This is a genomic window from Gluconobacter sp. Dm-73 (assembly GCF_018256215.1).
Taxonomy (GTDB): Bacteria; Pseudomonadota; Alphaproteobacteria; order Acetobacterales; family Acetobacteraceae; genus Gluconobacter; species Gluconobacter cadivus.
The window spans coordinates 357,058-378,427 of the sequence record NZ_JAERLW010000001.1 but is presented as its reverse complement, the minus strand read 5'-3'; the positions used below and the strand labels follow the sequence as shown (position 1 = coordinate 378,427).

At 61.7% G+C, this 21,370-nt stretch carries 18 protein-coding genes; 12 read left to right on the top strand and 6 right to left on the bottom strand.

Annotated elements, in window-relative coordinates:
* Positions 1–59: 59 nt before the first annotated feature.
* The 5 genes from JK176_RS01775 to JK176_RS01755 all read left to right on the top strand — a co-directional run bounded on the left by JK176_RS01775 (position 60) and on the right by JK176_RS01755 (position 8,133).
* The gene (locus JK176_RS01775; RefSeq protein WP_194261523.1) at positions 60–554 is read left to right on the top strand and encodes a glutathione peroxidase; all 495 of its coding nucleotides are present in this window, start codon (positions 60–62) and stop codon (positions 552–554) included.
* Positions 555–660: 106 nt separating this feature from the next.
* The gene (locus JK176_RS01770; RefSeq protein ID WP_211586097.1) at positions 661–906 is read left to right on the top strand and encodes a hypothetical protein; all 246 of its coding nucleotides are present in this window, start codon (positions 661–663) and stop codon (positions 904–906) included.
* A 76-nt stretch (positions 907–982) separates the two neighbouring features.
* Positions 983–2,539 (top strand): murein biosynthesis integral membrane protein MurJ, encoded by a 1,557-nt coding sequence (gene murJ, locus JK176_RS01765; RefSeq protein ID WP_211586095.1) that lies wholly within the window; start codon positions 983–985, stop codon positions 2,537–2,539.
* Between the two features lie 105 nt (positions 2,540–2,644).
* Complete coding sequence (gene mutS / locus JK176_RS01760) at positions 2,645–5,287, top strand: DNA mismatch repair protein MutS (RefSeq protein WP_211586093.1); 2,643 nt, start codon at positions 2,645–2,647, stop codon at positions 5,285–5,287.
* Positions 5,284–8,133 (top strand): [protein-PII] uridylyltransferase, encoded by a 2,850-nt coding sequence (locus JK176_RS01755; protein WP_211586092.1) that lies wholly within the window; start codon positions 5,284–5,286, stop codon positions 8,131–8,133. Before mutS ends, JK176_RS01755 begins: the two co-directional genes overlap by 4 nt.
* Here JK176_RS01755 and JK176_RS01750 read toward each other — a convergent pair.
* Entirely contained in the window at positions 8,114–9,796 is a 1,683-nt protein-coding gene (locus tag JK176_RS01750) for a lipopolysaccharide assembly protein LapB (RefSeq protein WP_211586091.1), read from the bottom strand. The two genes, JK176_RS01755 and JK176_RS01750, sit on opposite strands and share 20 nt — an antisense overlap.
* Positions 9,797–9,973: 177 nt before the next feature.
* Here JK176_RS01750 and JK176_RS01745 point away from each other — a divergent pair, with 177 nt between their 5' ends.
* The 6 genes from JK176_RS01745 to JK176_RS01720 all read left to right on the top strand — a co-directional run bounded on the left by JK176_RS01745 (position 9,974) and on the right by JK176_RS01720 (position 16,330).
* On the top strand, positions 9,974–10,273 hold the full coding sequence (locus JK176_RS01745; protein ID WP_249194094.1) for a hypothetical protein: 300 nt from the start codon (positions 9,974–9,976) through the stop codon (positions 10,271–10,273).
* Positions 10,274–10,321: 48 nt separating this feature from the next.
* Positions 10,322–11,305, top strand: a complete 984-nt coding sequence (locus JK176_RS01740) for a hypothetical protein (RefSeq protein ID WP_211586089.1) — start codon at positions 10,322–10,324, stop codon at positions 11,303–11,305.
* Positions 11,306–11,328: 23 nt separating this feature from the next.
* Positions 11,329–12,729 carry a threonine synthase gene (gene thrC, locus JK176_RS01735; protein WP_211586088.1) on the top strand — a complete coding sequence of 467 codons (1,401 nt, stop codon included), beginning with the start codon at positions 11,329–11,331 and terminating at the stop codon, positions 12,727–12,729.
* Between the two features lie 63 nt (positions 12,730–12,792).
* Positions 12,793–14,058, top strand: coding sequence for a pitrilysin family protein (locus JK176_RS01730; protein WP_211586086.1), 1,266 nt, complete (start codon positions 12,793–12,795; stop codon positions 14,056–14,058).
* The gene (locus tag JK176_RS01725) at positions 14,055–15,386 is read left to right on the top strand and encodes a TldD/PmbA family protein (protein WP_211586084.1); all 1,332 of its coding nucleotides are present in this window, start codon (positions 14,055–14,057) and stop codon (positions 15,384–15,386) included. Before JK176_RS01730 ends, JK176_RS01725 begins: the two co-directional genes overlap by 4 nt.
* Complete coding sequence (locus tag JK176_RS01720; protein WP_211586083.1) at positions 15,386–16,330, top strand: TIM44-like domain-containing protein; 945 nt, start codon at positions 15,386–15,388, stop codon at positions 16,328–16,330. The genes JK176_RS01725 and JK176_RS01720 overlap by 1 nt, the downstream gene beginning before the upstream one ends.
* 184 nt (positions 16,331–16,514) lie before the next feature.
* On the opposite strand, the gene JK176_RS01715 is transcribed toward JK176_RS01720, so the two are convergent.
* The 3 genes from JK176_RS01715 to JK176_RS01705 all read right to left on the bottom strand — a co-directional run bounded on the left by JK176_RS01715 (position 16,515) and on the right by JK176_RS01705 (position 19,408).
* Entirely contained in the window at positions 16,515–17,465 is a 951-nt protein-coding gene (locus JK176_RS01715) for a heme o synthase (RefSeq protein ID WP_211586082.1), read from the bottom strand.
* On the bottom strand, positions 17,462–18,640 hold the full coding sequence (locus JK176_RS01710) for a cbb3-type cytochrome c oxidase subunit I (RefSeq protein WP_211586081.1): 1,179 nt from the start codon (positions 18,638–18,640) through the stop codon (positions 17,462–17,464). Before JK176_RS01710 ends, JK176_RS01715 begins: the two co-directional genes overlap by 4 nt.
* An 87-nt stretch (positions 18,641–18,727) precedes the next feature.
* Entirely contained in the window at positions 18,728–19,408 is a 681-nt protein-coding gene (locus tag JK176_RS01705) for a class I SAM-dependent methyltransferase (protein WP_211563105.1), read from the bottom strand.
* Positions 19,409–19,571: 163 nt separating this feature from the next.
* Between JK176_RS01705 and JK176_RS01700 the strand changes: the two genes are divergently transcribed.
* Positions 19,572–19,769 (top strand): hypothetical protein, encoded by a 198-nt coding sequence (locus tag JK176_RS01700; RefSeq protein ID WP_211586080.1) that lies wholly within the window; start codon positions 19,572–19,574, stop codon positions 19,767–19,769.
* 24 nt (positions 19,770–19,793) lie between these two features.
* Here JK176_RS01700 and gshB read toward each other — a convergent pair whose 3' ends face one another.
* Positions 19,794–20,771, bottom strand: a complete 978-nt coding sequence (gene gshB / locus JK176_RS01695; RefSeq protein ID WP_211586078.1) for a glutathione synthase — start codon at positions 20,769–20,771, stop codon at positions 19,794–19,796.
* A 95-nt stretch (positions 20,772–20,866) separates the two neighbouring features.
* Positions 20,867–21,370, bottom strand: a complete 504-nt coding sequence (gene greB / locus JK176_RS01690) for a transcription elongation factor GreB (protein ID WP_211586076.1) — start codon at positions 21,368–21,370, stop codon at positions 20,867–20,869.

Here is a 21,370-nt window from a genome sequence, read left to right as displayed (position 1 = left end):
CTCTCGCCTGCACGCGCCTGACCCGCTAGGATGCCGCCCGACTGATAGGGAAACGCCCCATGACCTGTGCCTATGATTTCAGCCTTCCCGGCCTGTCCGGCGATACGATCGACCTTTCGGCCTATCGCGGACGACCACTGCTGATTGTCAACACGGCTTCAAAATGCGGCTTTACTCCGCAATATGAAGATCTCCAGCATGTCTGGTCCCGTTATGGCCGTGACACCTCGGATGGTCTGATGGTCATTGGTATTCCGTCAAACGATTTCGGCGAGCAGGAACCCGGCTCTGCGGCAGATATCAAGACTTTCTGTTACCGCAACTACGGCGTTTCTTTTCCCATGACAGCCAAACAGCATGTCCGCGGCCCTGAAATTACGCCGATTTTTCAGTGGCTTGATAAGCAGGGCGGCTTCCTCGCCCGCCCACGCTGGAATTTCTACAAATACCTGATCGACCGCGACGGCAATCTTGCGAACTGGTTCACCCCGCTGGCCAAACCGGCCTCCAACCGGGTCGAGGAAGCCATCCGCAGGGTTATCCTGAGCAACTGACGGGCCGCTCTCACACAGGAGAGATGTGGGCTATCGTCTTTTTTCCTTGAATATCCGTATCGAAATCCGTCACAGTTCAAGTCAGAAATGTGACAGGAGATTCGTTATGAAGGACTCAGCACTCCGTCCGATCCTGCCCCTTCTGGTGGTTGCGGCGCTTGGTGCCCTAACCCCGGCCGTGGCCCATCACGTCACGACTTTCCTTGGCCTGTCCGGCATTTTCTGGGCCAGCGCCATGCTGATGCTGGAAGTCACGCTGCTCTGCATCGGTCTTGCTGCCGTGCGCCCCAGCATGGGCCCCTCGCAGCGCAGCAGCACGACCCCATACAACCGCGAAACGATCCTGCGCTGAGGCCAATCCGCCACGGCGTGTTTTTCCTGTCACGGAGCATATGTTGCGGCGCTGAATGATAGGCTAGGATCAGGAAATGCTTCGCAATTTCCTGACAGTCGGCAGCTGGACCATGCTTTCGCGTGTCCTCGGCCTCGTTCGTGACCAGCTTCTCGCCGCGTTCCTTGGTGCCGGCCCCGTTCAGGACGCCTACCTGATCGCGCTGAGGCTGCCCAACATGTTTCGGCGTCTTTTCGGCGAAGGCGCGTTCAACGCGGCGTTCGTGCCGATGTTCACCGAGCGTTACGAAACAAAAGGCCCGCAGCCCGCCCTGCGCTTCGCCGGTCAGGCGCTCTCCGGCCTGATGCTGTGGCTTGCACTGCTGACGATCCTTGCCGAAATTTTCATGCCACTGGTTGTGAGCTTCATCGGTTCGGGCCTCACCGGCACCCGTTTCGAAATCGCGGTGCATCTGTCGCGAATCACGTTCCCCTACATGCTGTTGATCTGCGGCGCGGCCCTCGTCTCGGGCATTCTCAACGGGCTTGGGAAATTTACTGCCGCAGCCGCTGCGTACGTCACCTTCAACATCATCGGCATCGCGGCGATTCTCCTCGGTGCTCTGGTCTGGCACAATACCGCCGTCGTGAGCGCCTGGGGCGTGACGCTTTCAGGCATCGTGCAGTTTGGCGCTCTCTACTGGGCCGCCCATCGCGCAGGCATGGGGCCACATCTGACATGGCCCAGCCTGTCGGCAGACATGCGGGCGCTCCTGCGCCGCATGGGGCCAGGCCTTGTCGGCTCCGGCGTCACCCAGATCAATCTGACCGTGGACATGATCATCGCAACCCACCTGCCTGTGGGAACGCCTTCGATCCTGTATTTCGCGGATCGTATCAACCAGCTTCCCCTCGGCGTTCTGGGCTCGGCTGCCGGGACGGCTCTTCTGCCGCTCCTGACCCGCCATATCGCCAATAACGACCGCGCTGCCGTCCATTCCAGCGTCAACCGCGCCATCGATTACACGCTGCTCCTGACGCTGCCCGCCATGATTGGCATGATCGTCCTCGCCTTCCCCATCATGGCCGCTCTTTTCAGTTACGGTCATTTCACCGTCGCAGATGCTCTCCTTTCCGGCCAGTGCCTTCAGGCCTATGCGCTCGGCCTGCCTGCCTTCGTTCTCATCAAGGTTCTCTCCCCGGCCTTTTTCGCGGAAGGCGACACCGTCACGCCCGTCCGTATCGGTTTCTTCACACTGGGGCTGAACCTTGTCCTCAACCTGCTGCTGTATCGCCCGCTGGGCCATATCGGGCCGCCGCTGGCCAGCACGATTGCCGCTTTCGCCAACTGCACCCTCCTCGCCATCATTCTGCACCGGCGCGGACTGTTCATCGCAGACCCGCTCCTCAAAGGCCGCGCGCTCCGCATTATGGGGGCCGCCGTCATGATGGCGCTCTGGGTCGCGGCTTCAGAAAAACTCGCGGCGCCCGACCTGCCTTCCTGGCATGGCGTGTGGCGTTTCAGCATGCTCATGGCTCTGATCGTCTTCGGCATGCTGGTCTATGTCATGACGCTCGATGCCTTGAAGGTGGTGCGCCTGCGTGACGTCGCCGTGGCTTTCCAGTCACGCCTGAACCGCAGACGCATCCGCTGACCCCGCCCTGCCGGTTCACACACCGGCAGGAAGACGGTATTGCCAAGGCACTGTTTTCCCCTTCCCCGACCTGACAACCCGGAGACCGGACCCATCGGCACCTTCATGCCCCTGCCTACCGCCGAAAACGCCAGCCCTGCGATGGCCCAGTGGTTCGATCTCAAACACCGCGAACCCGATGCCCTGCTGTTTTTCCGCATGGGCGATTTCTACGAGCTGTTCTTTGCCGACGCACAGGCGGCCGCCATGGCGCTCGACATCGCACTGACAGCACGCGGAACGCATCAGGGCGAGCCGATCCCCATGTGTGGCGTCCCGGTCGCGGCCGCCCCGGCCTATCTCTCGCGGCTGATCCGTCGCGGCTTTCGCGTCGCCGTCGCTGAACAGACGCAGACCCCGCCGAAAAAGGGCGAGAAGCCCCAGAAAGGCCCGCTCGCCCGTGCCATCGTCCGTGTCGTCACCCCCGGCACCCTGACCGAAGACGAACTGCTCGAAGCCGGACGCGCCAATCTCCTGCTCGCCCTCGCCCGCAGTCCTGAAAAACGCGCGAAAACGATCGGCGCGGCCTGGATCGATATTTCCACTGGCGCCTTCGAAACGGCTTCGGTCAGCGATGCCGCTTTGCCGGAACTTCTGGCAAGGCTGGACCCCGCCGAAATCCTGTCCGAACCGGACCTCATCCCGCCCGACCATGCGAACCGACTGGCCCCCGTCGCCGTCCCGCCCACGCTCGACAGCGCCCGCACCCTCGTCGCCCGCGCCTATGGCGTTGCCCAGATCGATGCCCTCGGGGACTTTCCGCCCGAACAGGCCGTTGCCTGCGCCATTGCCCTGAACTACGTCCAACGCAGTCAGGCCGGAGCGCTCCCGCGCCTATCGCGTCCCATTCCGCAGGGCACGGACGGTGTGCTGGGCATTGATCCCGCCACCCGCGCCAGCCTCGACATTCTCCGCACCCGTGACGGCGAGACGAAACACAGCCTTCTCGGCGCTGTCACCCGCACCGCTACAGCCGCAGGTTCGCGCCTTCTGGCCCAGTGGCTCGCCTCTCCGCTGACGGATGCCACCACCATCACGGATCGCCAGAATGGCTGGCTCTGGCTCCAGTCTATTCCCGACCTGTCCAGTGCGTTAGGCGATATTCTGCGCCGCACGCCCGATCCTGCCCGTGCCCTTGGCCGCATCTCCGCTGGGCGCGGGCAGCCGCGCGATCTCGCCGCGATCCGCGACACGCTGATCGCCGCCAACGACATAACGGCCCTGTTCCAGCCCGTCTGCGATGCGTCAACGCCCACGCTGATCCGTACACTCACCGCTGGTCTGTACGGCCGCGCCGATACCTTACTGGAGCAGCTTCAGGCTGCTGTCGCCGACACCCTGCCCGCCCGCATCGAAGACGGCGGCTTCATCGCACCCGGCTACAATACGGAACTGGACCGTTATCGTGGCCTGCGTGACGAAAGCCGCCGCATCATCGCCGCCATGCAGGGCGAACTGTCCGAAAAATTCGGCGTCACGACGTTGAAAATCAAACACCACGCCCAGCTTGGCTACGTCATCGAAGTCCCGTCCGCGGCTGGCGCGAAACTGCGCGACAACCCCGAACTCTCGTTCCGCCAAGGGACTGCCAGTCTCGCCCGCTTCTCCACCGAAGAGCTTGCCGGTCTGGATCGTGCGATCCTCGAAGCCGCCGACAGAGCCTCTGCGCTGGAACGCCGCATCTTCGCCGAGCTCTGCGCCCGCATTCTCCAAACCCCGGCTCTCGATGAAGTGGCGGAGTTCCTCGCCCTCGCTGACGTCCTGCGCTCCTGCGGCCTGCTCGCGGAAGGCGGATCATGGTGCCGTCCCGTCGTCACGGACGGCACGGAATTTGCGCTCGTTGCCTGCCGACATCCGGTTGTGGAAGCAGCACTGGCCGAGTCGGGAAGCGCGGATGCCCGCTTCATCCCCAATGACTGTGCCCTCCCCCCCGAACACCGCGCCATGTTGCTGACGGGGCCGAACATGGCGGGTAAATCGACCTTCCTGCGCCAGACGGCACTGGCTGTGATTCTCGCTCAGGCGGGGTTGCCTGTCCCGGCAAAATCCGCGCAGATCGGTGTCGTGGACCGTCTGTTCTCCCGCGTTGGCGGAGCGGATGATCTTGCCCGGGGCCGCTCCACCTTCATGGTCGAAATGACCGAGACGGCCGCGATTCTCAATCAGGCCGGACCGAAATCGCTTGTCGTCGTGGACGAGATCGGACGGGGCACCGCAACCCTCGACGGTCTGTCCATCGCATGGGCCACGCTCGAAGCCCTGCACACACAGCTTGGCTCGCGGACAATCTTTGCCACACATTTCCATGAACTCGGCGCGCTGACCGACTTCCTACCCCGCCTCGCGCCTTACACGATGGCCGTGAAGGAATGGCGCGGCGAGGTCATCTTCCAGCACGAAGTCCGCCCCGGTGCCGCCCGCAAGAGCTGGGGGCTACATGTCGCAAAACTGGCGGGAATCCCGGCCTCAGTCATCAACCGTGCCAGCCGTCTTCTGACCCAGTTCGAGCGCGAACAGGCCGATTCCCGATCGTCTCTACCGCTGTTTGAAGCGGTTGCGGAACCAGAGTCGGCTGCGCCTGCCACACCTCCCGCACCCACTCCGCTGGAGGACGCACTCCGCGCCTTGAACCCCGACGATCTCTCTCCACGGGACGCGCTGGATGCGTTATATTCTTTGAAACGCCTTGCCTCAGGAAACGGCACTTGAAAGAAAACTCTTTCTGGGGCGAAACTCTCCCTCTTTCCTTCGCTGACGATACGGATAAGCCCCTGTCTGACCGAACCGCCCCCCTCCCGTATGACCCGGCCTCCTCCCTGCAGAGCGCTCTCGATACGGCTGCGGAACAGGGTCAGACAAGCCGCGAAGCCGTGCTTTCGATCCTGCGCCGGCATCTCGGCAGCGGGAACGCCTCCGTCCGCTATCAGTTTGAAAAGCGCCGGATCTCGGGAATCGATGCCGCCCGTGCGCTCGCCCATCAGGCCGACGACATGGTCTGCGCTCTGGCCGATCTCGCTGCACAGAAACACGGCTCTTCCAGCGAAACGCTCTGCCTTTGCGCCACCGGTGGCTACGGCGCGGGCCTGCTCGCCCCCTTCAGCGACATCGACATCCTGTTTCTGATCCCCGGCGATCCCTCTGCCGCCATGACGGCCCGGATCGAGTTCATTCTTTACGCCCTGTGGGATCTCGGTCTGCGCGTCGGTCATGCCACGCGCTCCATCGCCGAATGCGTCCGCGATGCCGATACCGACCTGACGATCCGCACCGCCCTGCTGGACCTGCGCTTCCTGCATGGTGATCGCGCCCTCGCCCGCAATCTGCGCTGCGCTCTGGGCGCCGACCTCCAGAACGACCGTCTGTGCGACTTCGTCATGGGCAAGATCGGCGAACGCGAGCAGCGTCACCGCCGCTTTGGCGACAACCCCTACATGGTCGAGCCCAACATCAAGGAAGGCCGAGGTGGCCTGCGGGACCTGCAAACCCTGAACTGGATGGGTCGTGCCGCTTTGGGCTGTGCCGTCTCGACTCCGGAACATAATGGCCGCCCTGCCGAAGCCCCCCAGACGCCATCTTTCGCGTCTTTCGGCCTGCTGACGGAGCGTGAAGCCCATCGCGCCCGACGCTCATGGGACTTCCTGTGGACCGTCCGTCTGCATCTGCACTACATCACCGGCCGCGCGGAAGAACGCCTGACCTTCGATGTCCAGCCCGTTATCGGCGGTCGTATGGGGTATGCAACGCACGGCCGACAGCGCGGTGTTGAACGCTTCATGCGGCATTACTTCCTGACCGCCCGTGATGTCATGCGCCTGACCAGCGTGCTTCAACCCGTTGTGCTGATGCATCTTCAGGATCAGACCACCGGCGAGCCGCCCAAAATCGTTCCCGGCCCCGAAGAGTTTCAGACCATCGCCGGACGCATCTGTCCGATCGAGCCCGTCACGTTCGCAGACGAGCCCCGCGAGATGTTCCGCCTGCTCGATTGCGGCCGTCGTCACGACCTGCCGCTGCATCCCATCGCGATGCAGCAGATCATCCGCAACGAACGCCATGCCGTGACCCTGCGTGACGATCCCGAGACTGCAAAAATCTTTCTGGACCTGCTCTGCGAGCCGAGTGCGGACGACACGAAAGCCGTTCCGTTCTGGCTCCCGATCCTGAACGAAACCGGCCTTCTCGGTCGCCTCCTGCCGGACTGGTCCCGTGTTGTCGGGCAGATGCAGTTCGACAGCTATCATATCTATACGGTCGATGAGCATATCGTCGAAGCCGTTCGCATGATGGGTCAGATCGAAGCCGGTCGCATGGCGGACGAAATCCCATTGGCTTATACACTGGCCAGCGATCTCCGCTCCCGCCGTGCACTCTACGTCGCGGTTCTACTCCACGATATTGGCAAGGGACGCGGCGGCGATCATTCCGAAATCGGGGCCGATCTTGCGTTGACGATCTGTCCGCAGCTCGGGCTGGACCCCGAAGAAACCGACACCGTCTCCTGGCTGGTCCTGCATCACCTCCTGCTTTCCCAGACCGCCTTCACCCGCGACATCGACGATCCCCGCACGATTCTCGACCTCGCCGACACCATTCAGTCTCCCGAACGTCTGCGCCTGCTGCTTCTGCTGACCATCGCCGACATGCGCGCCGTCAGCCCGAAGGTCTGGAACGCCTGGAAAGCGACGCTTCTGCGCGAGCTTTTCTCCCGCGTTGCCGAGGTTCTGGAAGGCGGACTGGCTGCCACCGAGCGCGACAGCCGCGTCAACCATGCCCGGGACCTCGCCCGGGATGGCCTCACTGGCACGCTGCCTGAAAGTAGCATCGAACGCTTTCTGGAACTCGGCTACCCGAGCTACTGGCTCGGCTTCGACACCGATACCCAGATGCGCCACGCCCGCATGGTCCACGATTCGGACCGATATCGCTCTCCTGTGACGGTCGAAGCCTTCCCGATCCCCGAACGCGGTGTTACCGAACTCACCGTCCTCTGCGCCGACCATCCGGGCCTGTTCTCACAGATTGCGGGGGCCCTTGCGGTCGCCGGGGCCTCCATCGTGGACGCCCGTATTCACACTCTCAGCGATGGTATGGCGCTCGACACATTCTGGGTGCAGGACGGCGAAGGCTGCTCCTTCGAGGAGCCTCACCAACTCGGGCGCCTCAACCATCTCGTGGAACAAGCACTGTCGGGCCGTCTCGACATCCGCAAGGGCATTGAAGACGCCAGCCATCACAGCACTTCGCGCCGAATGCGCGCCATTCACGTCCCACCCCGCGTCGTCATCGACAACACGGCTTCGGACCGTCATACCGTTATCGAGGTCAACGGTCGCGACCGTCCCGGCCTGCTGCACGACATCACATCAACGCTTAGCAGCCAGTCCCTCCAGATTTCCTCGGCCCATATTACGACCTACGGCATGCGCGCCGTGGACGTCTTTTATGTGCGGGACCTGCTGGGCCTGAAAATCACCGATCCGGTCCGCCTTGCCCGCTTGCGCGAAACCCTGCTGGCGTCCCTCACAAGCCCTCCGGTCAGCGCTCACGCAAACTGAGCGCCGCTGCCACGTCCTCCAGCACAACCGACCATCCTTCAGCGATGCCTGCTCCAACGGGCGGGCGGAACTGACGGACATCGCGGTACCAGTTCACGTCTTTCCAGCGCCAGTCCCCGCCTTCACGGTTCAGCAGCCAGAGCGGACGCCCCAATGCTCCTGCCATATGCGCCACGAGCGTATCCACACTGATCACCAGCGCACATCGCCACACTTCCCGCGCCAGATCTTCAGAAGTCTCAAGCGGCACGCGCTCCATCCATTCCGGCGCATCGCCGGGCTGAAGCGCCACAAACCGTATCCCGGAAACCTGTTGCAAAGCCTCCAGACATTCAGCCGGAACCGAGCGTCTGCGATCAAAACGGTAGAACGGATTTCCCGACCAGCAGAGTCCGATGCGCCCTGCTTCAGGCTTCTCTCCAACCGCAAGATAGGGCTCAGCAGAAGGTGGCGCTTCAAGCTCCAGAACAGTCGGCAGACTTAACAGGCTGATCTCCGCCGCCACAGGCCCTTCCGCTGGTAGAATCCGCCCCTGATCCAGGTCTGGCATCAGTCCCGCCAGCGCCGACGTGCGGAACCGCAGACGCAACGGACGAAGCCGCGCCGCCTGTATCAGAAACCGCAGGAACTGGACCTCGTCGCCCAGTCCCTGCTCCCCCAAAACTGCAACAGGCTCCTCTCCCGCCGAGCCATCCCATTGTGGACTGTCCGAAACCAGCCCCAGAAGCGAGCGGCGGCTTTCAAAGTCCCGCCAGCCTTCCACAAACCGTCCCTGTCCCAACAAAACGGTTGCCCGGTTGAAACGCGCCCTCTCGGCTTCTTCCCCTGCTTCACGGGCCATGATCATTTGGAACAGAGCGTCCGCATCCTCCAAGCGCCCAATTTCCATCAGGATCGTGCCAAGATTGTTGGCAATCCGTGCATCCGAAGGACGTAACTCCAACGCCCGGCCTAATGTGCTGCACGCCGCCGCAAGCTCGCCCCGCACCATCTGCACAAGGCCCAGACTGTTAAGTGTCTCCGCAGTCCCAGCCCCAAGTTCACAGGCCCGCAACAGAACGTCTCCTGCTTCATCGAAAGCATTTCCAGCGAAAAGAGCGGCACCCAGATTGGCCAGTGCTGCGCCGTCACCGGGCCTGTCGCGCACGACCTGCCGGAACTCTCCGACCGCCTGCATCACCAAACCGTCATCGAGAAAAAGTTCCCCGATTCGGGTTCTCACATTACTTTTATCTGCCAGCAGATCCGCTGCTTTCTGCAAAGCCTCCCGCGCTTCGCCTCGACGCCCCAGCCCTGCAAGGGCCTCCGCAAGCGCAGCGTGAGCACGCGGATCGGCAGGCTGTAATAGTACGGACACATGCAATGCTGCCCGCGCCGCCTCAGTATGACCCTGTTCAAGCAAGGCCAAGCCCAGCGTTATGTGCATCCGTGCCCTGCGATCGGGAGAAACAGCGGATTTCTGCAAGGCACGCCCCATCAAGGCGACTGCTGTAGCACTTTGCCCGCGGGCTCGGGCGAGACACGCCATACCGTGCAGAGCATCCGGCTGGCCCGGTTCGGTGGTCAGAATGACGCGAAAGCCCTCCTCCGCGCCTGAGAGGTCTCCTGCGTCGAAACAAGCGAAAGCAGTTTCTGTGGGGTCAGAAGAAAATAGCACTGTCATCAATTCTTCGTGCTCCGGAAAATCCTAAAAATTCCCAAAGATAGTGTTAACGAAGTTTTCACGATTCTCTGGTCAATATTGTAAGTCCGAGACAGAAGCAGAGGTTTTTCAGCAATGCATCTTGAGCAACGAACCGGTCCTGTGCCGGGCTTGGTGTACGCGACTGTCCGGCAGGGAATGACCACCCGCACATTCCCCATTGAAGTACGCCGTACAGCTTCCGGCCACTATATCTCCCGTATGCCAGACAATCGCTGGTCCATCGAATGCCTGACCGTCGAAGCCGCGCTGCTCATGCACGCCGCAGTCCTGTTCCCGATTGAACAGGAACTCTCTCCCTGGCTCTCCAATCCCAAGCCTGCCCCGTCCGCGCTTAGCAATGCTGCTGGACCGATAAAGAGCCCGATTTCTGATGGTCAGGGGCCGCTTCCGGTGCCTCAGAAAACTCTCAAACAAAAAACCGAAGCGAACTCCTGAGTCCACTTCATCCTTGCCAAATGCGTCCGGCAAGGCAATGTCAGTCTTATGAAAACCCGTCTCCTGCACGTCGCCGCCGCAACAGGGCTGGCGGCACTGGCCTTGAGCGCCTCTCCCGCCAGAGCGGATCACCCCTGGCAGGACTCTCCCACTCAGGCTTCCATTACAGCCGACGCAGCACTCCCCGGCCTTCGATCCACCGCGCTGCTTGCAGGTAAGAACGGAACCTATCTCGCTCTTGATGCCAGCGGACATCCCGTCCGGATCGACGCCACCAACACGCCGACTCCCTTGTCCGGCCCTGACGTTCCCACCGAACCGCTGAGCGCGCTTGCGACCTCAGGCGATGATTTGTGGGGTCTTTCGACAGAGAAAACTCCCACCCTCATCCGCATGTCCCCGGATGGAGCGGCCCAGTCCCGCCTCCCGCTAACAGGTGCCGCGATTGCGGGCAGCAATCTTGTCGCGCTTCAGGTTCACGGCACGCAGGCCTATCTGGCCGACGAAGGCAAACCTGCTCTCGTCGCGGTTGATCTCAAGACTGGCAACGCAAAGCGTTTCCTGTCCTATGATCCTTCTCTCACCGGGCGTCATCCGCTCCTGCGCGCTGGCCAGCCCCGGATGGGACCAGATGGCCGCCCCATGGCAGGTGGCAATGTGCGCTTCCTGCTTCTGGATGCAAAAGGCCAGTGGCTGTTCTATCAACCCGCCTGCGGCCCGATGTCCCGCATTGACACCGCTCTGCTGACCGACACGGAGTTTACCCCCGTCGAGCAGCTTGACGGCATTACTGAATGGCGGACAACCCCTGGCATCGGCGGCGAGACCCTGACGCCGGACAACATATTTTACCTCTCCGACATCACAGGTGGCAGCATGCTGAAATTCGGCACTGACCGTATTCCCCTGCGGATACTGACAGACCCTCGTCTTTATGATGCAGACGCGCCCGCAGTCTCCGACAGCCACCAGATGGCCGTACTCGCCACGGAAGATGGCAAAACGCACATTCTTCGCATCGCCTTGCCCTGACAGGACGTGATATAAAATCCCCCATGCGCTACCGATCGACCCGCGGCGAGCTGACCGCCGACGCTCCGAATTTCTCTGACATCCTTCTCGCTGGCCTTGCGGGAGACGGCGGTCTTTACATGCCGGAGAGCTGGCCGAAGATCAGCCCGCAGACCCTGCGTGAATGGCGCGCACTCTCCTATCCGGACCTCGCAGCCGAAGTCATCGCCCTCTTCACGGAAGGCGCCATCGACGTCGACACTCTGCGCGACATGACGCGGGACGCCTATGCCGGTTTCGACCATGCCGCCGTCGTCCCGCTGGTTGAAGTCGAGCAGGACCTCTACTCCCTCGAGCTGTTCCACGGTCCCACACTCGCTTTCAAAGATATGGCGATGCAGATGCTCGGGCGCCTGTTCGATCATGTCCTGACCCAGCGCAACCGCCATGTCACGATCGTCGGCGCGACCTCCGGCGACACTGGTTCGGCCGCCATCGAAGCCTGCCGCGGCCGCGAACGCCTCTCCGTCGTCATCCTGCATCCCAAGGGCCGCACCTCGGACGTCCAGCGCCGCCAGATGACGACCGTTCAGGACGACAACATCCTCAACATTGCCGTCGAGGGCGATTTCGACACCTGTCAGGATCTGGTCAAGGCGATGTTCGCCGACCATGCTTTCCGCGACGAAGTCTCGCTCTCGGCTGTCAATTCCATCAACTGGGCCCGTATCGCTGCCCAGATCCCGTATTATGTCCGCGCGGCTCTCGCTCTTGGCGCGCCGGACCGCGAAGTCTCCTTCTCGGTTCCGACCGGTAATTTCGGCAATGTCCTCGCCGCATGGGCCGCAAAGCAGATGGGCCTTCCCATCAAAAAGCTCTGCATCGGCTCGAACCGTAACGACATCCTGACGCGCTTCGTCATCGACAACGACATGAGCGTCCGTACTGTCGAACCCAGCCTTTCGCCGTCGATGGACATTCAGGTCTCGTCCAATTTCGAGCGCCTGCTGTTCGAACTGCTGGACCGCAATTCCACGCGCTGCGCCGCCATCATGCGCGAATTCCGCGAGACCGGCCGCATGGCTGTCCCGCACGACGCCTGGACCCGCATGAAGGACGTCTTCGAGGGCATGACCCTCACCGACGAGCAAAACAGCGAAGCCATGCGCCTGTTCTATAACGAGAGCCTCTATCTCGCAGACCCGCACAGCGCGATCGGCCTCGCCGTGGGTAAGCGTTTTCAGGAACCCGGCATCCCTATGGTCGCAGCCGCCACGGCGCACCCCGCCAAGTTCCCGGATGCCGTCACCTCTGCTACCGGCATTCATCCCAAACTGCCGCCGCACCTGTCCGACCTGTTCGAGCGCACCGAGCGTTACGAGTGCATGGACAGTCAGATCGCCGGTCTTCAGGACGCTGTCCGCGCTCACATCAAACGCGCCTGATCTTCAGAAAAACACAGGCTCTCCATCCGGGGAGCCTGCCTTCCTTCGACATTACGGAACCTCATGCCCGATACGATTGAAGTCACCAGACTCGATAACGGCCTGACCATCATCACCGAACGGATGGACCGCGTTGAAACCGTGTCTTTCGGAGCTTACGTCTCCATCGGCACACGCGACGAGACCGCTGCCAATAACGGCGTCTCCCACTTCCTCGAACATATGGCCTTCAAGGGCACCGAGCGTCGTTCCGCCGCGCAGATCGCCGAAGACATCGAAAATGTGGGCGGTTACATCAACGCCTACACGGCCCGCGAAACTACGGCCTATTACGTCAAGCTGCTGAAGAACGACCTCGCGCTCGGCGTAGATATCATCGGTGATATCCTGACCCACAGCACATTCCTCGATGCCGAAATCGAGCGCGAACGCGGCGTGATCCTGCAGGAAATCGGTCAGGCCAACGACACCCCCGACGACATTATTTTCGACCAGTTTCAGGAACGCGCCTTCCCCGAACAGCCCATGGGCCGCCCCACACTGGGCTCGGAAGAGCTCGTCTCAACCATGACGCGCGACACGCTCATGTCTTACATGCGCGAGCACTACACGACCCACAACATTACGATCGCTGCCGCCGGAAACCTGCAGCATCAGGACGTTGTGGACTTGGTGAAGGAGCATTTCCGCGACCTGCCATCCCACCAGACGCCCCGCCCCCGTGCCGCGGCCTATGAGGGCGGCGAACTCCGCACGACGCGAGAACTGGATCAGGCCCATCTCGTCATGGGCTTCCCCTCGGTCAGCTACCTGCACCCCGACCATTACGCGGTCATGATCCTCGCGACCCTGCTTGGCGGCGGTATGTCTTCGCGCCTGTTTCAGGAAATCCGTGAGCGGCGCGGGCTGGTTTACAGCGTCTATTCCTTCGCGTCCCCTTTCAGCGACAGCGGCCTGTTCGGCCTCTATGCTGGTACGGGCGAGGATCAGGCTGCCGAACTTGTTCCCGTCATGATCGACGAACTCAAGCGCCTTCAGGACGGTCTGAGCGAAGCGGAACTCTCCCGCGCCCGCGCGCAGCTCAAATCCTCGCTCCTGATGTCGCTGGAAAGCACCGGCAGCCGCTGTGAACAGCTTGCCCGCCAGATTCAGGTCCATAACCGCCCGGTTCCGACGTCAGAAACCGTTGCGAAAATCGACGCTGTAACGGAAGCCGACATCCTGCGTGTCGCCCGCACTATTTTCTCCGGCACGCCGACCTTCACCGCAATCGGCCCCGTCGGCACCATGCCCTCTCTGGAGGACATCACAGCAAGGCTTGCCGCATGACCACAACGCCCGTCGAAGCCCTCCTCGCCGCTGCCCGTCGCCACGGCGCAGATCACGCGGATGCCATTTTCATCCGTGACGAGTCTGAATCCGCCCTGATCCGCAAAGGCGTTCCCGAAGGCATCGAGCGCTCCGAAAGCGTCGCGCTCGGGTTGCGCGTCTTTCGCGGCAAACAGGCCGCCACGGTTTCGACAAGCGTTCTGAACGAGGCTGAATTCGACCGTCTGGCCGAACAGGCCTGCGCCATGGCCCTCGTCATTCCCGAAGACCAATATGCCGGCCTCGCAGAATCCGCCCTTCAGGGCCGTTTTGATGCTGCCGGGCTGGACCTCGAATGCAGTTCCACGCCCAGCATGGACGATCTCCTCACCCGCGCCCGTGAAGCCGAGGATACTGCGCTGTCTTTTGCAGGCATCACCAACACCAACGGCGCCTCCGCCGGGCACGGCCGGACCTCGGTCGCACTCGGTACTTCGGCAGGGTTCTTCGGCGCTTATAGCCGCACTGTACATTCCACCAGCGCCAGCGTTCTTGCTGGCGAAGGGGCAACGATGCAGCGCGACTATGCGTATCGCAGTGCCGTACATCTGGAAGACCTCGAAAGCCCGACCATCATCGGCCGCGAAGCTGCCGAGCGGGTTCTGGCTCGCATCAATCCCGGCCGCCCCCGTACAGGCACTTACAGCGTCATCTACGACCCGCGTGTCTCCGCATCACTGCTTGGTCATCTGGTTGGCGCTATCAACGGCGCGGCCATTGCACGCGGAACGTCCTTCCTCAAAGACAGCCTTGGCAAGCAGATCCTCTCCGCTGGCCTCATTGTGCATGATGATCCGCGCCGCATCCGGGGTGCGGCGTCCCGTCCGTTCGATGCCGAGGGCTGTGCCGCCCTGCCGCTGGACCTGATCGCAGATGGCGTCCTTCAGACGTGGCTGCTCGATTCCCGCAGCGGTCGCCAGCTCAACATGCCTACAAACGGTCGTGCCAGCCGTGGGGTCGCCTCTCCGCCTTCCCCAAGTGTGACAAATCTTCATCTCGCAGCCGGAACCCTTTCTTCCGACGCCCTGCGTTCCGATATCAGTGAAGGAATCCTGATCACCGAACTCATGGGCTCATCGGTCAACATGCTGACCGGCGATTACAGCCGTGGGGCTTCGGGTTTCATGATCCGCAACGGCGAGATTGCCGAACCCGTCGCCGAACTCACGGTTGCGGGCAATCTGAAAGACATGTTTGCCCGCATGGTTCCGGGCAGTGACCTGATCCTCCGGCAAAGCGTGAATGCGCCCAGCATCCGGATCGACGGCATGAACATTGCAGGACTTTGATGCGTAATTTTCGACTTCTCCCCATCGCCTTCGCGGTCTTCTGCCTTCTTGGAACGGCAGATGCGCGTCCGGGCGGCGGCAGCTCCATCGGAAGCCGCGGCTCCCACACCTGGAGCGCCCCGCCGCGCACGTCCATCACGCCCGGCTGGGCGCGCCCGATGGACCAGTCCGCAACCCCGCGTCCCTCGCCCAATTACGGCGGCGCACCCGGCTATGCCGCTCCGGCCCGTCCGATGCCGGGTTACGGTGCTCCGGCCTACAGACCGTCCTATCCGGTCCGGCATCCGTTCCTGAGCGGCTTTGCGGGCGGCTTTCTGGGCGCGGGGCTTTTCGGTCTCCTCAGCGGTCACGGCATGATGGGCGGCATGACAGGCGGAACGTCGTTCTTCGGCTTCCTGTTTCAGGTCCTGATCATCGGCGGCCTGATTGCTTTTGTGCTGCGTCTGTTCGGCAATCGCCGTCAGAACCAGATGAGCGCCAGTTCCACAGGAATGCCCGCAGGGGCCTCGCCTTTCGGCAATAACGGCGGCAGCACACCCGTGACGCTCACGAATGACGACTATACGAGCTTCCAGAGGCTTCTGCTCGACATTCAGGCGGCCTGGAGCGCACAGAACATGCGCGCGCTTGCCAGCATGGCCACTCCGGAAATGACGGGCTATTTCAACGCACAGCTTTCCGAACTCGCCAGCCGTGGCGCACGGAACATCGTGTCCAACGTCCAGTTCCAGCGCGGTGACCTCTCCGAAGCCTGGCGTGAAGGCAATCTGACCTACGCCACCGTTGCCATGCGTTACGCCATGACGGATGTTACGACGGACTCCATGGGCAATGTCATTGACGGCAGTTCCACCGAACCCGTGATCGTAACGGAGCTCTGGACCTTCGTCCGGGCTGATGGACGGGGCAACTGGATCCTCTCCGCTATCCAGCAGGCGGGCTGAAAAAGCTCCTCAAACAAAAAAGGCCCGGAGCAAAACTCCGGGCCTTTTTATTGCCTGAACGCTTCTTAAAGCCGTGTCAGCGTAATCACGTAAAAAATCACGGCCAGCAGCACCACGCCGCTGACAATCCCCGTAATCCGGCTGAGCCGGCGCTTGCGGGCAAGATCAACATTCGTCGTCATGGTCATCCGATCAGAACCCGGTCAACAAGAAGTCCGCAGAACAGCAGGAACAGATAAGCCAGCGAGTAACGGAATGCGAAGCGCGCGGGCTTGTCCTTCGTCAGGCTCACGCCTGTTGCATCCTGCTTGTCCATCAGCACGCGAAACGCGCAGAGAATGAAGCCCAGATCCAGCAGGCTGGTCACGATCGTATAGGTCAGCCCGACTTCATGAACGAACGTCGGCACTAACGATACCGCCGTAAGAATGAACGTATAGATCAGGATCTGCCACCGCGTATGGCGCGCGCCCTTCACGACCGGCAGCATCGGAATGCCAGCCTTGTCGTAATCCTTGCAGGCATAAAGCGACAGCGACCAGAAATGCGGCGGCGTCCACAGGAACACGATCGCAAACATTGCGACCGGCAGAACCGCCATGGAATTCATGCTTGCAGCCCAGCCGATCATCGGCGGGAACGCGCCCGCAGCCCCACCGATTACGATGTTCTGCGGCGTGCTCCGCTTGAGCCACATCGTATAAATGACGCTGTAGAAAAAGATCGAAAACGCCAGAATACCGGCTGCCAGCGCATTCGTCGCGAGCCAGAGCACAACGACAGACAGAACCGACAGCACGACGCCATAAACCAGCGCCGCCTGTTCCGGCATCCGCCCGTCCGGGATGGGCCGCACGACGGTTCGCTTCATGATCGCGTCGATGTCACGGTCATACCACATGTTGATCGCACCCGCGGCCCCTGCCCCGATGCAAATGCACAGGATGGTAATCAGTCCGATGGGAATGGACGGCCAACGCGGCGCCACGGCCATACCCGCGGCCCCGGTAAACACCACCAGAGAAATCACACGCGGTTTAAGAAGTGCCAGCCACTCGCGCAGGGACGGATCATTATCCTTCCCCGGAACGGAAAAAACCCCCGAAGGGGCCAGAGGTGTTGTCGTATCGCTCATGCCGAGACCCGGGCACGCCCGGTCTCCCTCAGCAAGAACAGCCCCACCAGCCCAAAGGCCAGGAGACTGAGCCCCATCAGAACCTCACCATAAATCATCACGCCCGGCACGATTGAACAAAACGCGCCCACAAGCATGAGACCCGCATGACCTCGGCTGAGCAGCGTAGGCACCCGACCGGGGAGAAGCCTCTCAACCCAGGCATAGAACCCGCCACACAGCGCCATGATCCCACCAAACGCCACGGCCGTATGATCGCCTGAATGGCCCGGCAGACCATCTGACAGCCATCCCGCCGCAAACAGCAGGATGCTGCCGACCGCCCACAGCGCCGCTCCGTCCAAATCACGCTTCTGCTGCCACACATCCCGGCATAGCGCCCCGATCAGCACCACTGACGGCACGATCTGCGTCACCAGAACAAGACTGGCCCCTACCCCGGATGCCAAAGACCCATACAGCCCGTCCATCCAGAACAGCGGTCCGCCAATCCCCATCACGCCGAACACATAAGGTGCAACCGTCCATGATGCCCCGCCACGGGCAGAACGTGACAGAAGGGCCGACGTGACCAGCCCGAGTGCTGGAGTCAGCATCAGTGCCATTTCAGGCAGATGGAGCGTTTCGATGAGAGCGTCGGTGGTCAGTCCGTCCATCATACCGCGCGTCACGACAGCCGCCAGAACCGGCGCCACCAGAACGACACTGCATGCCGTTGCGAGAAGTGACCATGCCAACGGGGCCATGTCCCTGAAGCGGCAGGTTCGTCCTTCGAGGCAGGTTGTAATCACATCAATCGCTACGGCCAGAATACCAGCAGACCAGAGCAGCATCGCGACGAACGGCAGGAGGGGCAGAAGGACAACGCCTGCCGAAAGAAAACCGAACCCCGCCAGCGTCAGTCCGCGAAGTACCGTCCGGTCAGTTCCGAGCGCTGCCGGGAGAAGCCACTGCCCAAACCCGCCCAGCGCGGCAGGACACATGACGAAGAACGTCATGAGAATACCGTGGCAGAAGGCCTGTCCGCTTGTGGGATGTGTCTGGAGAATTGGCAGGGCCAGCGACCCACCCAGCAGGCCCGCAAACAGGGCCAGCAGAATGAAGGATGTTCCGACTCGGCGGCTTGAGCGGTCCGAGCCAGTATCCGGAGCAGTATCGACGGCCTGATAAGTCATGATCGCGTAGTCGGTCCCTGAACTTAGGAATACCGCAGCGAGCGTCGGAATACTCGGCGCCGACACACATGCGGAACCAAACGCCGATCAGGCGACCAGGGCTGCTGCGTCGCTTTTACTCTCGCATTGCGGCAATGTCACGAGTGTAAACAGCCCCGCAGGCGGAACCGGCGTCAGCGTGGCACGGCGCAGGTCTTCCGGCGGCAAGAGCGACTCAATGGCGAAATCCGGATGCCAGCCCAGCGACCGCGACGCCCGGGCCATGCCACGCTCCACCGACAGACGCACCCCACCTGTTGCCAGAAAATGGTTCACGAAAAGAATGTGCCCACCTGGCTTCACGACGCGCTTGAGTTCGGCCAGCAGCCGGTCAGGGTGCGGGACAACGGAGGCCACAAACATCGCCACCGCAATATCGAAGCTGTCATCTTCGAACGTTGTGGCTTCCGCATCCATTTCCAGCAGATCGTCCACATTCGTCAGATGCTCCTGAAGCACCCGCATCCGTGCACGCTCAAGCATGTCTTCGGAAAGATCGATTCCCGTGATGCGTTTGCTCTGGGAGTAGGACGGCAGGGCCAGCCCCGTTCCGACACCAACTTCCAGAACCCTCTCGCCTGGCAGAGCATTGACCGCAGCCACTGCTCTCTTGCGCCCGTAACCCGAAATACCGCCAAAAACAGTATCATAAACACGGGCCCAACGACGATAAGCCGTCTTGACGGCTTCCGCGTCCAGTGCCGAACGCGGGGAAAGGGTTGAGGACATCGTAATATGCGACCTTCTTTGTCCGCCCGGCCTTCGCAGGCCAGAGCTATCCGGAACATGTTCAATTCGCACCTTCTTGCCCTCCCCGATAGGCATCTGGCAAGACACGCAGTGTGCATGACCCTTCAAACCCATGCCGTGAACAAGACCAAGGAGGACAAACGTGCTGATCTATTTCCTTGTGGCGTTCACTTGCGTGGCCTGGGGCAGCATCTTTTTCATGTATTTCCGCAAGCATCTTGAGGAGTGGTTCGGCAACCGTTTCGGCCGGGACCAGCCCCCCAAGGTGAAAGAACTTCCGCCGGAGGAACCGCGGACGTCTTTCGCTCACAGGTTTCCTTCAGAGGACGGACAGCCCTGACCGGCAGCCCGTCCCCGACAGACTTCACGCCAGAACGCGTCTCTCAATCGCATCCCAGATCAGCCCCGCACTGTTGATGCCATCAAAGCGGTCCAGTTCCTGCAAACCGGTTGGGGACGTGACGTTGATTTCCGTCAGCCAGTTCCCGATCACGTCGATTCCTGTAAAAATCAGCCCATGGTCGCGCAGATATGGCCCGATCGACTCACAGATTTCCCGATCACGCGCCGTCAGTTCCACACTCATGGCCCGGCCGCCGACATGCATGTTCGAGCGCGCCTCTCCCGTTGCCGGAACCCGGTTGATCGCACCGATCGGCTCGCCATCCACCAGAATGATGCGCTTGTCTCCCTGACGCACGGCCGGCTCGTAACGCTGGATCATGAGCGGTTCACGCGAACGTGCGAAATGCATCTCCAGTAGCGCGCCCAGATTTTCATCATCCGGCTTGATCCGGAAAATCCCGGCCCCACCATTGCCGAACAGCGGCTTGACGATCAGGTCGTGATATTTTTCGCGGAACGCCAGAATCTCGCGCGTATCCCATGTCACGAGGGTCGGGGGCATCAGATGCGGAAAATGAGTCACCAGCAGCTTTTCCGGCGCGTTCCGCACTGCCACCGGATCGTTCACTACGAGCGAGCGTCCCTCGCCCACACCATGCACGTGCTCGAGCATATGCGTGGCCGTGATGTAGCCCATGTCGAACGGCGGATCCTGACGCATCAGGATCACATCCGTCTGCCCCAGATCCAGAACCTGCTCTTCGCCGAACGTGGCATGATTGCCACGCTCACGCCGGACTTCAACCGGCCTTGCCCGCGCCTGAACACGCCCACCCCGTCCCTGTCCTTCGACAAGGCTCAGCGTCGTCACCGGATAGACCCACAGTTCATAGCCGCGCGCCTGAGCCTCAAGCATCATCGCAAACGTGGAGTCGCCGTCAATATTGACGGACTCCAGGGGGTCCATCTGAACAGCAACGCGAAGAGAACGGGACATCAGGAAACTCCGGTCCGGGGAAATGGGAGTGGAACAGTCTGTGTAAACGCAGGTCGTACTTTTTCAAAGCCACGCCCCTGCCGCGCGTGTATACGTCAGGCAGCTACCGCCACGGGATAAGAGATCTTCACGATTTCGATCTCGACCGGCCCGCGCGGCGTCTGCAACATCGCAACATCCCCTATGCGCGTCCGCATCAGTGCCCGCGCCACCGGCGAGACCAGACTGACCTCGCCGCGCGCCAGATCGGACTCGTCCACACCGAGGATCGTCACCGTGTGCTCGACGTCATCTTCGTCCACATAGGTCACGGTCGCACCGAAAAACACACGATCTCGCGTCGTCTGGGCCGCAGGATCGACAATCACCGCGTTTTCCAGCCGCTTGCCCAGAAACCGCATCCGCCGGTCGATTTCCCGCAGCCTGCGCTTGCCATACTGATAATCGGCGTTCTCCGAACGATCGCCATTACTGGCTGCCCAGGACACGATTTCCACAATGCGTGGCCGTTCCTTTTGCGCCAACTCCTTCAGTTCAGCCCGCATGACAGACGCCCCTTTTGGCGACAGATAATGCGATAGCGGCGTTTTCTCAGCCAT